This window comes from Novosphingobium sp. B-7 (assembly GCF_000410615.1).
GTDB lineage: Bacteria > Pseudomonadota > Alphaproteobacteria > Sphingomonadales > Sphingomonadaceae > Novosphingobium > Novosphingobium capsulatum.
In genome coordinates this window covers 7,578-21,685 of record NZ_KE148426.1, presented here as the reverse complement: position 1 = coordinate 21,685, position 14,108 = coordinate 7,578, and the positions used below count along the sequence as shown (strand labels likewise).

The 14,108-nt window shown below is 63.2% G+C and carries 13 protein-coding genes; 4 read left to right on the top strand and 9 right to left on the bottom strand.

What is annotated here, in order from left to right; genetic code table 11:
* Positions 1–1,854: NAD(P)-binding protein (locus H926_RS28835; RefSeq protein ID WP_022677637.1), on the top strand; the 1,854-nt coding region annotated here is incomplete at its 5' end.
* Positions 1,855–2,249: 395 nt separating this feature from the next.
* Here H926_RS28835 and H926_RS28830 read toward each other — a convergent pair.
* The 3 genes from H926_RS28830 to H926_RS0118560 all read right to left on the bottom strand — a co-directional run bounded on the left by H926_RS28830 (position 2,250) and on the right by H926_RS0118560 (position 5,873).
* Entirely contained in the window at positions 2,250–4,085 is a 1,836-nt protein-coding gene (locus H926_RS28830; RefSeq protein ID WP_022677636.1) for an AIPR family protein, read from the bottom strand.
* 364 nt (positions 4,086–4,449) lie between these two features.
* Positions 4,450–4,794, bottom strand: coding sequence for a hypothetical protein (locus H926_RS0118565; RefSeq protein ID WP_022677635.1), 345 nt, complete (start codon positions 4,792–4,794; stop codon positions 4,450–4,452).
* Positions 4,795–5,063: 269 nt separating this feature from the next.
* On the bottom strand, positions 5,064–5,873 hold the full coding sequence (locus H926_RS0118560; protein ID WP_022677634.1) for a GntR family transcriptional regulator: 810 nt from the start codon (positions 5,871–5,873) through the stop codon (positions 5,064–5,066).
* Between the two features lie 160 nt (positions 5,874–6,033).
* On the opposite strand from H926_RS0118560, the gene H926_RS0118550 reads away from it, so the two are divergent.
* Complete coding sequence (locus tag H926_RS0118550) at positions 6,034–7,416, top strand: aminotransferase (protein ID WP_022677632.1); 1,383 nt, start codon at positions 6,034–6,036, stop codon at positions 7,414–7,416.
* 27 nt (positions 7,417–7,443) lie between these two features.
* Here H926_RS0118550 and H926_RS0118545 read toward each other — a convergent pair whose 3' ends face one another.
* From H926_RS0118545 to H926_RS0118535, 3 genes are all read right to left on the bottom strand, one after another.
* The gene (locus H926_RS0118545) at positions 7,444–8,115 is read right to left on the bottom strand and encodes an alpha/beta fold hydrolase (RefSeq protein WP_022677631.1); all 672 of its coding nucleotides are present in this window, start codon (positions 8,113–8,115) and stop codon (positions 7,444–7,446) included.
* Positions 8,116–8,127: 12 nt separating this feature from the next.
* Positions 8,128–9,003 (bottom strand): methylenetetrahydrofolate reductase, encoded by an 876-nt coding sequence (locus H926_RS0118540; protein ID WP_022677630.1) that lies wholly within the window; start codon positions 9,001–9,003, stop codon positions 8,128–8,130.
* 225 nt (positions 9,004–9,228) lie between these two features.
* The gene (locus tag H926_RS0118535; protein WP_022677629.1) at positions 9,229–10,629 is read right to left on the bottom strand and encodes an aminomethyltransferase family protein; all 1,401 of its coding nucleotides are present in this window, start codon (positions 10,627–10,629) and stop codon (positions 9,229–9,231) included.
* A gap of 124 nt (positions 10,630–10,753) precedes the next feature.
* Here H926_RS0118535 and purU point away from each other — a divergent pair, with 124 nt between their 5' ends.
* Positions 10,754–11,608 (top strand): formyltetrahydrofolate deformylase, encoded by an 855-nt coding sequence (gene purU / locus H926_RS0118530; protein WP_022677628.1) that lies wholly within the window; start codon positions 10,754–10,756, stop codon positions 11,606–11,608.
* A gap of 16 nt (positions 11,609–11,624) precedes the next feature.
* Positions 11,625–12,026: a VOC family protein gene (locus H926_RS0118525; RefSeq protein WP_022677627.1), complete on the top strand. Its 402-nt coding sequence runs from the start codon at positions 11,625–11,627 to the stop codon at positions 12,024–12,026.
* A gap of 128 nt (positions 12,027–12,154) precedes the next feature.
* Here H926_RS0118525 and H926_RS28825 read toward each other — a convergent pair whose 3' ends face one another.
* The 3 genes from H926_RS28825 to H926_RS34970 all read right to left on the bottom strand — a co-directional run.
* Positions 12,155–12,892, bottom strand: a complete 738-nt coding sequence (locus H926_RS28825; protein WP_022677626.1) for an alpha/beta fold hydrolase — start codon at positions 12,890–12,892, stop codon at positions 12,155–12,157.
* Between the two features lie 17 nt (positions 12,893–12,909).
* Positions 12,910–13,686 (bottom strand): glutathione S-transferase family protein, encoded by a 777-nt coding sequence (locus H926_RS28820; protein ID WP_022677625.1) that lies wholly within the window; start codon positions 13,684–13,686, stop codon positions 12,910–12,912.
* A 12-nt stretch (positions 13,687–13,698) separates the two neighbouring features.
* Positions 13,699–14,108 (bottom strand): SDR family NAD(P)-dependent oxidoreductase (locus H926_RS34970; RefSeq protein ID WP_237741098.1); only part of this gene is annotated, 410 nt, incomplete at its 5' end.

Sequence of the window (14,108 nt, the reverse complement as noted above, 5' to 3'; positions counted from 1 at the left end):
CTGGCCACGCCCGCCGTTGCCGCCCCGGCCAAGCCTGCCTCCCCCACCGCCGCCCTGCCTGTGCATCCTGGCGAACCGGGGGGTTACTATCCGCCGCTGCGCACCGGCCTGCGCGGGTCGCACGTGGGCTCGTTCGAAGTCGCACATGCCCTGCGCGATGGCCAGGCGGTGGGCCAGGCGCTGGCCGGCCCGGCGCACGAAAGCTATGACCTAGTCGTCGTCGGCGGCGGGATCAGCGGGCTGTCCGCGGCGCTGTTCTACCGTGATCGCAACCCGGCCGCGCGCATCCTCATCCTCGAAAACCACGATGATTTCGGCGGCCATGCCAAACGCAACGAATTTCGCGTGCGCGGCCATACCTTGCTGATGAACGGCGGCACCGCCGGCATCGAAAGCCCCACGCCCTACAGCAAGGTGGCCGATGGCCTGCTGCGCCGCCTGGGGATCGATGTGCCGGCGCTGGCCAAGGCCTATGGCGGCGATACCGAGGTGGAGGAAGGCATGTTTGCCGGGCTCAAGCTGGGCCGCGCCGCCTTCTTCGACAAGGAAAGCTTTGGCAGCGACGCCCTGGTGCGCCTGCCCGATGATGTGCCACTGGCCGATGCCCTGGCCAAGTCGCCGCTTTCGGCCACGGCGCGCGCCCAGATCGCCGCGCTGGAGGCTGGCGCCACCGATCCGCTCGGCGCCATGGCGATGGACCAGCGCAAGGATTACCTCGCCACCATCAGCTATCGCGACTACCTGATGAAGCATGGCGGCCTGGGCGAAGAAGCCATGCTGTTCTACCAGAACCGCCCGCTCGGCTGGTGGTGCGTGGGCGCGGACGGGATCAGCGCGCTCGATGCCTGGGGCACCAGTTTCTTCCCCGGCTTCAAGGGCCTCAAGCTCGATCCCGGCGGCACGATGCGCATGGGCTATACCCCGCGCGGCTTTGCCAGCACCGGCGGCAGCTATGATTTCCATTTCCCCGACGGCAACGCCACGATCGCCCGCCGCCTGGTCGCCCAGCTGATCCCCGGCTTCATGGCGCCGAGCCTTACCGTGGAACAGTCGATCCTTGCCCCCACCGACTATGCCGCGCTCGACCGGCCAGACAACGCAGTGCGCCTGCGCCTCTCCAGCATCGTCGTCCACGCCGTCAACCGCGCCCAGGCTGGGGCCGACGTGGTCTATTCCCACGCCGGCAAGGTACACAAGGTGGCCGCGCGCCACGTGGTCATGGCCTGCTACAACATGATCATCCCCTACCTCGTGCCCAGCCTGCCCGCCGCGCAGAAGGAAGCGCTGCACGAACTGGTCAAGGAGCCGCTGGTCTATGTCAGCGTCGCGCTCGACAACTGGCGCGCCTTTGCCAAGGCCGGGCTTTCCGGCATCCAGTTTCCCCAGGCCTGGTTCCAGAACGCCGGGCTGGACAAGGCCGTACCGATCGGCGGCTATGCCGGCCCCAAATCACCCGATGATCCCATCGTCCTGCACATGACCGGCATTCCCCACCAGCCCGGCCTGCCCGAACACGACCAAAGCCGCGCCGGCCGCATGGAACTGCTCGGCACCGACCTCGCCACCTACGAAACCCGCGTCCGCGACCTCCTCACCCGGGCGCTCGGCCCCTATGGCTTTGACGCAGACAAGGATATCGCCGCGATCACGATCAACCGCTGGCCCCACGGCTATGCCCCGGAATACAACGCCTTGTGGGACAAGCACCAGGACGACGACCCGCAAGCCCCCAACAAGATCGCCCGCCAGCGCTTTGGCGCGATCACCATCGCCAACTCCGACAGCGGCCGCGCCGCCTATACCGACAGCGCCATCGACCAAGCCTGGCGCGCGGTGGGGGAATTGCTGGCGTGAGGTGAGCCAGCGCCAAAAGCCCCCTCCTCTTCAGAGGAGGGGGTTGGGGGTGGTGCGAGGCCTGGCAAGAGGTTTGAAGAAAAGGAAAAACGCAGGGGCCATCGCCCCTGCACCCCGTTAGTCTTGCGGGGCGCTTGCGGAGGGAGCGGGTCTGAGTCAGCAATATTCAGAACAATCAGCACCTTGACCGAGATTGGGACAAAGCCGTCTGTTCCCATGCCACAGGTCGAACGTCGGCTCTTGTCAAAAGCTGACGTTGGATGCTTGTCTTCGCGCCGGCGCGTTACGACTGAAGCTGGCCCACCATTCTCATGATCGATTAGATGTTTCGCTCGATGCTGGATCGCTTGGAATCGAGCCAAGATATGGCGCTCTGTCGATGAAATTTCATATCATCAATTTGCGGTGATGAGGGGCTGTGGTTCGACTGCCCCGTCTCCGTCCAAAACGAGAAGGTCGATGTAGTTTTGAACATCTCCCGGATAACGGGCACTCCTTCGCCATTTGTTCAGAGTGAATACCTCCCTCCGCTTTCCCGTGTTCTTATCTGCGCGGGAGGTGAGGAACTCTTGGGCGGGCTCCCGCGCCCAGTTTTCGAAGTCTCTATAGAGGACGCGCGCCTCCTCGATCACCCGCGGAAGCCAATCCGTGACGCCGTCCATTTGTCGCCTAATCTTTAACGCCCGCACGAATATCACGAACGCTAGGGTGTTAATGGCCTTGTCGGCGGGTTCGATAGCCACTCGACGATCCGAAACCTCTGTGTAGATTTCGTAGAGCTCGGAAAAGATGTCAACCACGCCATCGTCATCGATCTCAGGGATGACCCCACCAGTGTTCTTCATCATTTTTCGCTGCGTTGCGGTCGTGTATCGTCCGCTGGCAATATGCATAATTCTAGTGAACAGGGCTCTTTCGATGACATCGTCCTTGTTGATATACTTGCTCCTCAAAGCGTCAGAATACTCACCGCGCTTGGGCTCATAAAGTAGACCCGTCTTCCTGAAGACGATCTCGGCGATCTCGCGGTTTTGATCGTTGCTCGCCGTTCTGTCGATCGATGAAACTGTCGTCTGCGAGTTCGTGGCTGAGGAGATGCTCAGGATTAGGTTCTTCTTCGATTCCTCGTCGATCTGCGGCAACGTTATGATTCTGACCATCACTTCCTTACCGAAGAACAGGCGTTCGCGATCGACGTCAGAGTTCTCGTCATAGATGCGCGCAAGGGTGTACGCTGTCTGTCCGCCATTAATGATCTGAGGATTGACGATCTCAACCTGAGCTCGGTTCTTCGATCCGACGCGCTCGTTTACGTAGGTTTCATCCGAGACGATGGTGATGCCGTTATTGAGGAGTGCAAACTCGCCAGTTTCGATCTCGACGATACTTTGGTGAATGCCCTCATTTGTCCGCTGCTCCCTGAATTCAAGATAGGACCTTGGATTGTAGCGCAGGATGGAGTTCTTGTACCGAGACATGATCTTGGCGATTTCGATCGTCGGCACAAGAACGACCGTGACCTCGCTAGAGCCGTGCGCGGTGATGATTTCCGCACTCAGGCGGGAGCGATTGGACTTGTTGCTGAGATCGATCTGGAGCCGCATGCTTGAAGTGTAGTGCTGTTCCCCGCGAATGGTTGGCATGACCAGCTCGCCATAGCAGCGGTCGAAGTTGACTATATTGGTCTCGTCGCCATGAAACAGGCGTTCAACAAGAGCATATTGCTCTGCCTTGACATTCGCGAGAATGGTAACCCGCGTCTTGTAGCGCGCAATGTCGGGGAGCTTTTGGAGCTTCTCGATGAACGCTAGGATACGACCATTGTAGCTCTGCCCGTCGGAGCTTTCGCGATACCCATTGAGGACCCTGTCTAGATCGATCGACAGTATCTCTTCCGGTGAAATGTTCTTGTACTCGAAGTTACTCGACCCGACCCTGAACTTAGACTGGATGATATCCAGGATCTTGTTTTCGGTGTCGATGTGGTAAGCATCGATCCCACCGTCATAGCTTCCATCCGTAATGGTTAGTTCACGGTCTTCGAAAGCAAGTACTCCGTAGGTTGCAGCAAGATACAGATGAATGAACGCTCGAGCTCGCGCCTGATTTTGCCGTTCCTCCGTACTGTCGTCGAACAGGGATCTACGTTGCCTGACCCCCTTTCCCTGTCGAACGTATTCGTCGAGGATATGCGTCAAAATGGCATACTTTCGGCTCTGTCCCGTATTCATTCAGGATCCCCCAGGAAGTAACTCGCGCAAAGCGTGACGGAATGGCGCAATCCGCCGTTTTAGTGCTCGACCTTTCTACATCCTCCTGTTTGGCTTCGATCAGATGAAGACGCAACTCGATTACGCGGCGATGACGAGGATCGAATCACGAGGTCGAATGGTCCGGATGCCTCCCGCCAACGCATTGGTCGACCTCGATGGATGAACGGCGACTTCCGGGAGCGTCCACCGGTTAAACAAATGTCTGAGAATGAGGCGCAAGGCCGACCGGCCTTCTCGCGCAGGACGAGTGGCAGATTTCAGCAAAAGCTGACGCTGACAACAACGACGCTAAATGTCTAAAGCTGGTCGAATGCAGCCCCCCTCACCGCCCCTTCTTCGTCACACTCGCGGTAAAGTCCGGGTCTTTATTCGCCACCCAGTCCACGAACTTGCGGATCGGCGGGTGGGCGAGCAGCACATCGACATCCAGCCCGGCGCGCTGCAGTTCGGAATTGGTGAAGTTGGCGATCAGGGTTTGCTGGCAAATGCCGTGCATCGGTACCACGTCGCGGCCGCCGCGGCTTTTGGGCACGGGGTGGTGCCACACGATGGTGGTGCCGGTGGGCCGGCCGCACAGCCAGCAGGGAACGGGCGGCGGGGCTTCGTCTTCGGCCGCTTCTGGTTCGTCGTCCGTCCAGCCGCCGCGCTTGGCGTGTTTTCTTGCCATATTAGGGTTCAAACTCGATTGACATAGGGTCGTGACGGAGCGCCTTTTGGCGCCAGGCGAGGAGTAAGGAGGGAGCGATGGCATTCCATCGTGACCGACGCGCGACGCTGCCTGACCCCAAAAGGCGCCCGCCGCGAAGCGGTCACCCATGGAAGCCCGCCGAGCAGCGTCGCTTGCTTGCGCGTAGCAGTGCTACGCGTCTGCGCTGCACTCCTTGTCGGCGGGCTTCCATGGGCGATCACGATCCCTATGCCAATCGAGTTTGAACCCTAAAGGTTCAGCCGTTCCCAATCCTGCATCAGATCGGCGCAATCGCCGATATCGCCGGCGATGGCATCGTGCAGCCCCTGCGCATCGCCCTTGGCGATCGCCTTGGCCGCGGCCTGGTGGTGATCGACCATCGCCGCCGTGCCATAGCGGCCATAGACCACGCGCATGAACGGGCCGAACTGCATCCACAGGCTTTCGATCATGCGGTTGGCCAGCGGCATCGGCGCGGCGCCATAGATCAGCGAGTGGAAGCGGAAGTTCGATTCCATGTAGGCGTTCACGTCACCCTCGCCCAGCGCGGCGTCGGTCGCCTCGTCGGCGGCGCGAATGTCGCGCAGGCGCTCGGCGCTGATGTGCGGCAGCGCGGCCACGGCGGCCACCGGTTCGAGCAGGGTGCGCAGGCGCATGATCTCGTCAAAGCGCTCCAGCGTCATCTTGGGCACCATCACCGCGCGCTTGGAGCGGATATCCACCGCCCCTTCGGCGGCGATGCGGCTGAGCGCATCGCGCACCGGCATTTGGCTCACGCCCAGTTGCTGCGCCAGGCCGCGCGTGGAAATGCCCACGCCCGGCGCGATCTTGCCCGTGATCAGGCGATAGCGCAGGTCTTCATAGACCTGTTCGCGCAGCGACGAAGTCGCTTCGCCCTCGTCAGCCTGGGCCACCGCCACCTTGGCCGCGCGGGCCGCCCGCGCGATGGGCGCCTTGGCCGCTGCCACCTTGGCAGCGCCGGTTTTTGCGGCGGATTTGGCCGCGCTCTTGGCCACTGCCTTGGCCGGGCTCTTGGCCGTGCCGGCGCCGTTTTTCATGCCTGTCTGTTCCAAATGAACCTGTCTGCCGTGATCTTGGGCCATGCCCGTTCAATTGCCCACCGTGATGAACCTTTTGCACGCCAAGGCCAAGGCTTTTCGTTTGACGGCCCGATCGGGCAACCGTATCTGTGATCTTAGAATCCATCAGGACCGTTTCATGACCACCGTTCGCAATCACGACATCGCCACCCTGCGCCAGCTTGACATGGCGCACCATCTGCCCGCGCAATCCAGCTATGCCCTGCAACAGCAACTGGGCGGCAGCCGTGTGATCACGCACGCCAGGGGATGCACGATCACCGATGGCGAAGGGCACAGCCTGCTCGATGGCATGGCCGGGTTGTGGTGCGTCAACGTGGGCTATGGCCGCGAGGAACTGGCCGAGGTGGCGCGCGCGCAGATGCTGGAGCTGCCGTTCTACAACACCTTTTTCCGCACCGCCACGCCGCCCCCGATCGAGTTGGCCGCACGCCTGGCCGGCCTGCTCGGCGGCAACCTGCAGCACGTGTTCTTCAACAACAGCGGATCGGAATCCAACGATACGGTGTTCCGCCTGGTGCGCACTTATTGGGCGCTCAAGGGACAGCCCCAGCGCACCGTGTTCATCAGCCGGCGCAATGCCTATCACGGCTCCACCGTCGCCTCCGCCAGCCTGGGCGGCATGGATTTCATGCACGTGCAGGGCGGCATGCCGATCCCCGGCGTCGAACACGTGATGCAGCCCTATCATTTCGGTGAAGGCTTTGGCGAAGACCCCGAAAGCTTTGCCGCGCGCGCTGCCGCCGCGATCGAGGAACGCATCCTGGCGGTCGGCCCGGAAAACGTTGCCGCGTTCATCGGCGAACCGGTGCAGGGCGCGGGCGGCGTGATCATTCCCCCGCCCACCTACTGGCAACGGGTTGAGGCAATCTGCCGCAAGTATGGCATCCTGCTGGTGTCTGACGAGGTGATCTGCGGCTTTGGCCGGCTGGGCGCCTGGTTCGGCTTCCAGCATTTCGGCTTCACCCCCGATATTGTCTCGATGGCCAAGGGGCTGTCATCGGGCTACCTGCCGATTTCGGCCACCGGCGTCAGTCGCGAGATCGTCGAGACGCTACGCGCTTCGGGCGAAGAGTTCACCCATGGCTACACCTATTCCGGCCATCCGGTCTGCGCCGCTGTCGCGCTGCGCAATCTCGATATCATCGAGCGCGAAGACCTGGTCGGCCGCACCGCGCGCGACACGGGCCCCTACCTTGCCGCCGCGCTGGCAGAGCGGCTGGCCCCGCACCCGCTGGTGGGTGAGGCGCGCTCGCTCGGCCTGATCGGCGCGGTGGAGATCGTGGCGGAAAAGGGCACCAACCGGCGCCATGGCAAGGGCGGGCAAGCTGCCCCGATCGTGCGCGACCATTGCATCGCGCGCGGGCTGATGGTGCGCGCGGTGCGCGATGCCATCGTGATGAGCCCGCCGCTGGTGATCAGCCATGCCGAGATCGACCAGCTGGTGGATACGATCAAGGCCGCGCTCGATGCCGCGCAAGCGGAACTGGCCTCGCTCTGAACCGCAGAACGCCGGCTGCGCTTGCGCTCAGCCGGCCATGCCCAGCACGATGGAGCGCAAGGCCTCCGGTGCATCGGCCATGACGAAATGGCCGCCACCCACCTCGTGGTATTCCCAGGCGGGATCGGCGCGCGCTGCCTCGGCAAAGCGGGCAAACGGCGTGGGCTGCCACCCGGTGGCGAAGATATAGCTGCGCCGCGGCACCTTGGCCTCTTCCCCAGTCAGCTGCACCGCTTCAACCAGCGTCAGCAGCGGATGCGGTGTCAGGCGCGGATCGGCAAAACCGGGCAGCGGGGCGATCGCGCCAGGGCTGTGCTTCTGCCCATCGATATAATGGGCATGCTCCCATTCCCCGGTCAGATCCCACAGTGACTGGCCATCGCCCGGCACGAAGGCATCGACATAGACCAGCGCATCGATCCGCGCGCCCAGCCGTGCCGCAACGCCGGTGATCACCATCCCGCCATAGCTGTGTCCAACCAGCACGAACCGATCGAGCCCAGCCCGCGCCACTTCGCTTTCGACATGGGCGATATGGTCGCGCAGCGAAATGCCGGGATGAAACCGGGCGGCATCAGCCCCCAGCCCCGGCAGATCGACCGCCACCACGCGGTGGCCGGCGGCGCGCAGTTCACCCGCCAGCCGATCATAACACCACGCGCCGCACCAGGCGCCATGCACCAGTACATAATCGGTCATGATCGGTGCCTTTCAGGCGGGATGACGGCGGCGATAGTCCTCGATCCATTCCACGGTCTTGGCGAGGCCACCGAACGGATAGAAATGCAGCCGCACGCGGCCATGCTGCGGCCCCAGGCCACTGGCAAAGGCATCGACCAGCTTGTCTGGCCCGGCGCTGCCGAGCAGATTGCCCAGCGAAATGCCGTACTTCTTCATCACGCTGGCCGAGGCACCCACGCCACAGCGGGCGGCAAAGCCCAGCAGGCGCTTGATCCCGGCAGGGCCCGGCACGCCGATCCGCACCGGCGCATCGATGCCACGCGCGCGCAGCTTTTCCAGCCAGACCAGGAAGGAATCGGCATCGAACCCGAACTGGGTGACGATCAGCGGCGCCATGCCGCGCGCCGTGATTTCGGCCACCTTCTTGTCCAGCACGGCCCAGCATTCCGCCTCGGTCATGTTGGGGTGGCCATCGGGGTGGCCGCCGATGCCGATCGCGGTGATCCCGGCGCGTTCGAACGCGCCAGTGGCGATCAGCGCAGAGCTGTCGAAGAACGGCCCCTGCGGCTCTGCCGGATCACCGGCCACGATGAAGCAGCGGCGCACGCCGGCCTGTTCCACCACGGCCTGGAGATAGGCTTCGAATTCGGGCACGTCGATGATCCGCCGCGCCGAAAAATGCGGCATCGGTTCAAAGCCCAGCTCGCGCACGGCCACGGTGGCGGCAATGCGGGCCTGGGCTTCCTCGCCCGGCAGATAGGTGACGGCAACGGGCGTTTCAGGGGGGATCAGAGGCGCCGCCTCGCGCAGGGAGGCAATGTCCTTGGCGGTCATTTCCAGCGAATAGCCGTCGGTGATGCCGGCGGGTTCCTTGTCCCAATTGGGATGAATCTGTGCGTATGCCATCCTCTGATCCCTCGCCCATTCGTGTTGTTATGCTTGGGGTAGTGCCCCTCCCCGCCAAGCGGCAGGGAGAGAGCGGTGACGAGGTCCGGTCGCCATTGTGGCCAGACCGAGCCGAGAATGGTGCTGTTTCGCGAGCCGGAGCGCAGCGTACTTTAGGTACGTGAGCACCGGAAGCGCGAAACAGTGCCGTTCGCAGGCCGGTATGGGCGCAATGGCGGCTGGGCCTCAGCGACCGGTGCGCCAGCCTTCGGCGTAGGCTTCGCGGGCCACGCGGCTGTACGGCACGGGCGATACGATCGCGCGCACTTCCAGCTGCTTGTGCGGTTCAACGGTGGTCTTCTTGGTGCCGCCGTTTTCTTCGCCCCACACCACGCGCACTTCGGTGCCGACCGGGATTTCCGGATCGATCGTGGCGAGGCTCAGCGCCTGCTTTTCGTTGTAGGAATAGCCGGTGAACATCGACAGGCCCACGGTCTTGCCGCCGGCATCGACCACGCGGTCATAGTTCGACGAGGCATAGTTGGCGAGCGGCACGTCGAAGAACTTGTACTGGTCACCATCGGGGTTGAACAGCGAAGCCATGATCTTGGCCATGTCTTCGGGATGCCAGGCCAGCGTGACCTTCTTGCGCTGTTCGGCCGGGTTCAGCGCCTGCAGCGCTTCACGCCCATGGAACTCATGGTCGAACTTCACGAACGAGCCATAGCCCAGTTCCCACGGGTTGAGGTAATAGTCCTCGATGTTGTCCGACACGAACGAACCGCCGATCGAGCCGGTGGCTTCATAGCTGTCGGCACCCAGCCATTCGCGGAAACCCTTGAGCTTTTCGCCGGTGTAGATGGCGGGCAGCGGCGAGGGGATCCAGCCCGATTCCAGCGTGTTCGACGGATAGGCGCGGCTGCCGCACGCAATCAGGCCGAATTCCTTGCCGGCTTCGAGAATGGCGGCGCGGATTTCGTCCTGCTCTTCATAGGGGCCCCAGATTTCCAGGCCCGGCGCGCCCGACATGCCGTGGCGCAGCGTGCGCACGATCTTGCCGGCGATGTTCATCGTGCTCATGTTGAAGAACTTGAGCTGTTCGAGCGGGCCGCCGTGCAGCTTTTCGATCACGGCCCAGGCATTGGGGCCCTGGATCTGGAAGCGCCATTCCTTGCGCTTGGCCGGCTTGCCCATCAGGCGCATCGGCGAGCGGTCGTCCAGCTCGATTTCCACGTCATAGCCACCGGTGGCAGCGTGATAGCGCAGCCAGTTCGAAGCCGGCGCACGGCCGACATAGGTGAAGCTTTCTTCTTCTTCCCAGAAGATGATGCCGTCACCGATCACGTGGCCATAGGGGGTGGTGGGCACATACTGCTTGGCCTTGTTCACCGCCCAGCCCTTGGGGCTGTTGATCATGGTGTCGGACAGCAGCTTGAGCGCGTCCTTGCCGCGAATGTAGAGGTTCACCATGTGGTGCGACTGGTCGAACAGCACCGCCGAGTGCTGCCAGGCCCACTGTTCCGAACGCCAGTTGGAAAATTCCGGTGCCACCACCGGATAGACATAGGCACCCAGCTGCGAGTTGCGCAGCATGCCGACGATGTCGCCATTTTGCTGCAGCAGCTGGTCAAGGTTGGTCGCGGCCATGCAATCTTCTCCCGACTAAAAATGCTTGGTTGAAATTTGTATGCAACACATACAATATCAAATCAGATTCGCAATGGCAAAATCGACAGGCCGGCGCGAGACAACGACGGGAGAGACACTGACCATGGCCGCACCGCTGATTCTCACCATTTCCTGCACCGACGTGCCGGGGATCGTTGCCCGCGTATCGGGCACCCTGTTCGAACAGGGCGCCAACGTGCTGGAGGCGCAGCAGTTCGACGACCTTGAATCCGGGCGCTTTTTCATGCGTGTGGTGTTCGATCCCGGCGAAAAGAGCGCGCAAATGCTGCGCGATGCCCTCACCCCGGTGGCGCAGCAATATGGCATGGACTGGAACCTGCGCGACACCGCGCAAAAGCGCCGCGTGGTGATGATGGTGTCCAAGTTCGACCACTGCCTGGGCGATCTGCTCTATCGCGCGCGAATCGGCGAACTGCCGATGGAAGTGGTCGCCATCCTGGGCAACCATCCCAAGGAAGCGCTGTCGATCTCGCTGATCGGCGACATCCCCTATTACCACCTGCCGATCACCAAGGACACCAAGCCGCAGCAGGAAGCGGAAGTGAAGCGCATCGTCACCGAAACCGGCGCCGAACTGGTGGTGCTCGCCCGCTACATGCAGATCCTGTCGGATGACCTGGCCAAGTTCCTGTCGGGCCGCTGCATCAACATCCACCACTCGTTCCTGCCCAGCTTCAAGGGCGCCAAGCCCTATCACCAGGCCCACGCACGCGGCGTGAAGATGATCGGCGCGACCGGGCATTATGTGACGGCAGACCTCGACGAAGGCCCGATCATCCATCAGGATGTGGAAACCGTGACTCATGCCGATCGGCCAGATGATCTGGTGCGCAAGGGCCGCGATATCGAACGCCGCGTGCTGGCCGAAGCCGTGCGGCTGCACCTGGAAGACCGCGCGCTGCTCAACGGCAACAAGACGGTCGTGTTCAAAAGCTGACGGGAAAGGAAGCAAGATGCAGGTCAACGCCCTCGATCATGTGAACATCATCACCGACCGCCTGGGCGAAACCTGCGCTTTCTACGTCGCGCTGCTCGGGCTTGAGCAGCGCGACGCGCCCCCGCCCTTGACCCCGAAAAACGCGCAGTGGCTCTATGACAAGGGCGGGCGGGCCGTGCTGCACATCAACAGCACCGATTGCCCGCGCACCTATGACCGCGCGGTGGAGCCGGGCCGGGTGACCGGCGCGATCCACCATGTCGCGCTCAACTGTTCCGGGCATGACACCGTCAGCGCGCGGATCGCGGCCATGGGGCTGGAGGCCAAGACCAACTTCGTCGCGGCGATCGGCCTGCGCCAGATTTTCGTGGCCGATCCCAACAACGTGCTGCTGGAATTGAACTTCTTCGCCGATTAATCCTCCCCGACACGGGGAGGGGGACCAGCCGCAGGCTGGTGGAGGGGCGTTTCTACCTTGAACGCCGCTTCAGTGGCCAATCCCCACCACCACGCTTCGCGCGGTCCCCCTCCCCGATACGGGGAGGATCAGATCGCCGCTTCGAGCGCGTCGGCCAGGGCCTCTGGCATCGACAGGTAGGGGCTGTGGTCCGCCTCCAGCGTGATGACCTGCGCACCGGGCGACATGGCGATCATGCGGCGCTGGCTGTCGATCGGGATCGTGCGATCCTGCGTGCATTCCACATAAGTGCGCGGCTTGCTGCCCCAACGCTCGGGCGTGACGACGATCTTCTGCCGGCGGGGCTCGCTTGGCTCGGCCATCAGGCGGGGCAGAACGGCGGCCACCGCGTCAGGCGGGGAAAGCTGGGCAAACACATCGCCTGCCCCGTCGAGTGGATCGATCACCGTGGCAATGCTGCCATGCAGGGGCTTGATGATCGCCTCGAACGGCGCATTGGGGCCAACGATCTCCTTGAATTCCGCGCGCGACAGGCCAGCGGGCAGCATCATCGCGCAGATATAGGCCAGGCTGTCCATCGCCTCGGGATGGCGTTCGGCCGCCGTGCTCACCACCAGGCCGCCACGGCTGTGCCCGCCCAGAACCACCGGCGCGCCACCCAGCCGGGCCTTGAGATCGGCGCAATGCTGCGCGGCAAAATCGCCCCAGTCCTCCAGTGTCACCGCCGCCATTTCCTCGGCCGTGCCCCCCATGCCGGGCAGCGTCGGCGCCACCACGGTATGCCCGCGCGCGGCCAGGATCGCGGCCACGGTGTCAAAGCACCAGCCACCATGCCACGAACCATGGATCAGAACGAAACCGGCCATTTTCCTGCAATCCTCTTTTAACGCGCGTGCCCGGTCCAGGTGCGCAGGCCGGGCGCGGTGCGATCCTCGCCCGCCAGCGCAGCGGCCACGGCGGGCCGTGCGGTCATGCGATCGCGCCAGGCCACCAGGCGCGGCGCGCGCACGGCGATATCCAGTTCGGGGAACATCCGCTCCACCATCATCCCGCAATGGGCATAAAAGTTGATGTCGGCAAGCGTATAGCTGTCCCCGGCGAGCCAGGCGGTTTCGCCCAGCTGGCGTTCCACCTTGTCCACCGCATAGGTGATCTTGTCCAGGGCATGGGCCAGGTCGCTTTCGGAAAAGCCCGATCGCGCCGTCGCCCATTTCTTGCGCTGGTCGGGCAGCGGGATATTTTCCAGCAGCTTTTCGAATTCGCCATTCTCGATGTTGCGCGCGATGATCCCGACCATGCGGTGCCAGCCATGCATCGACACGTGGTTCATCACATGCTCGTCAACGAACTTGTTCCAATAGCGCATCCGCGCCGCGCCCACGGGGTCGCGCGGGCGCAACGGGCCATCGGCCGGCTGGGCATCGGGGAAGGCATCTTCCAGGTATTCGTTGATCGCGGTGGTGTGCGTGATGATCGTGCCATCGTGATCGAGCACGGGCACCTGTCCTTCGGGATTGATCGCGGTGAACCACGGCTGGTGCTGTTCGAACTTGTGCAGATCGACATAGCGGCTGGTATAGCCCAGACCCTTTTCCTTGAGCGGAATCATCGATTTGAGCGAGTTCGCCACGGGTTCGGCGTGGTAATAGGTCAAGGCCATGGTCGCACTCCGTTACAGCGACAGGGTTCCCAAAAGGCCGCCATCCACGGCCCAGCTTTGCGCGGTGACATGGGCTGCGGCATCCGACAGCAGAAAGGCGGCGACCTGCGCCAGTTCATCGGCACTGCCGGTGCGCCCCTGCGGCACGCGGGCGGCCATCGCCGTTGCGGCATCGGGTGGCAGGGCATCGAGCATCGGGGTTTCGATGAAACCGGGCACCACGCAATTGCAGCGCACGCCGAACGGCGCCAGTTCCAGCGCGACCGCGCGCGACAGGCCGAGCACCGCGTGCTTTGACGCGACATAGCCCGCGTTCATCGCCATGCCGCGCTCGCTCGCCAGGCTGCCGGTCACCAGGATCGCGCCGCGCCGCCGCTGCTTCATCGCCGGAACGACATGGGCAATAGCGTGGAATACCGCCG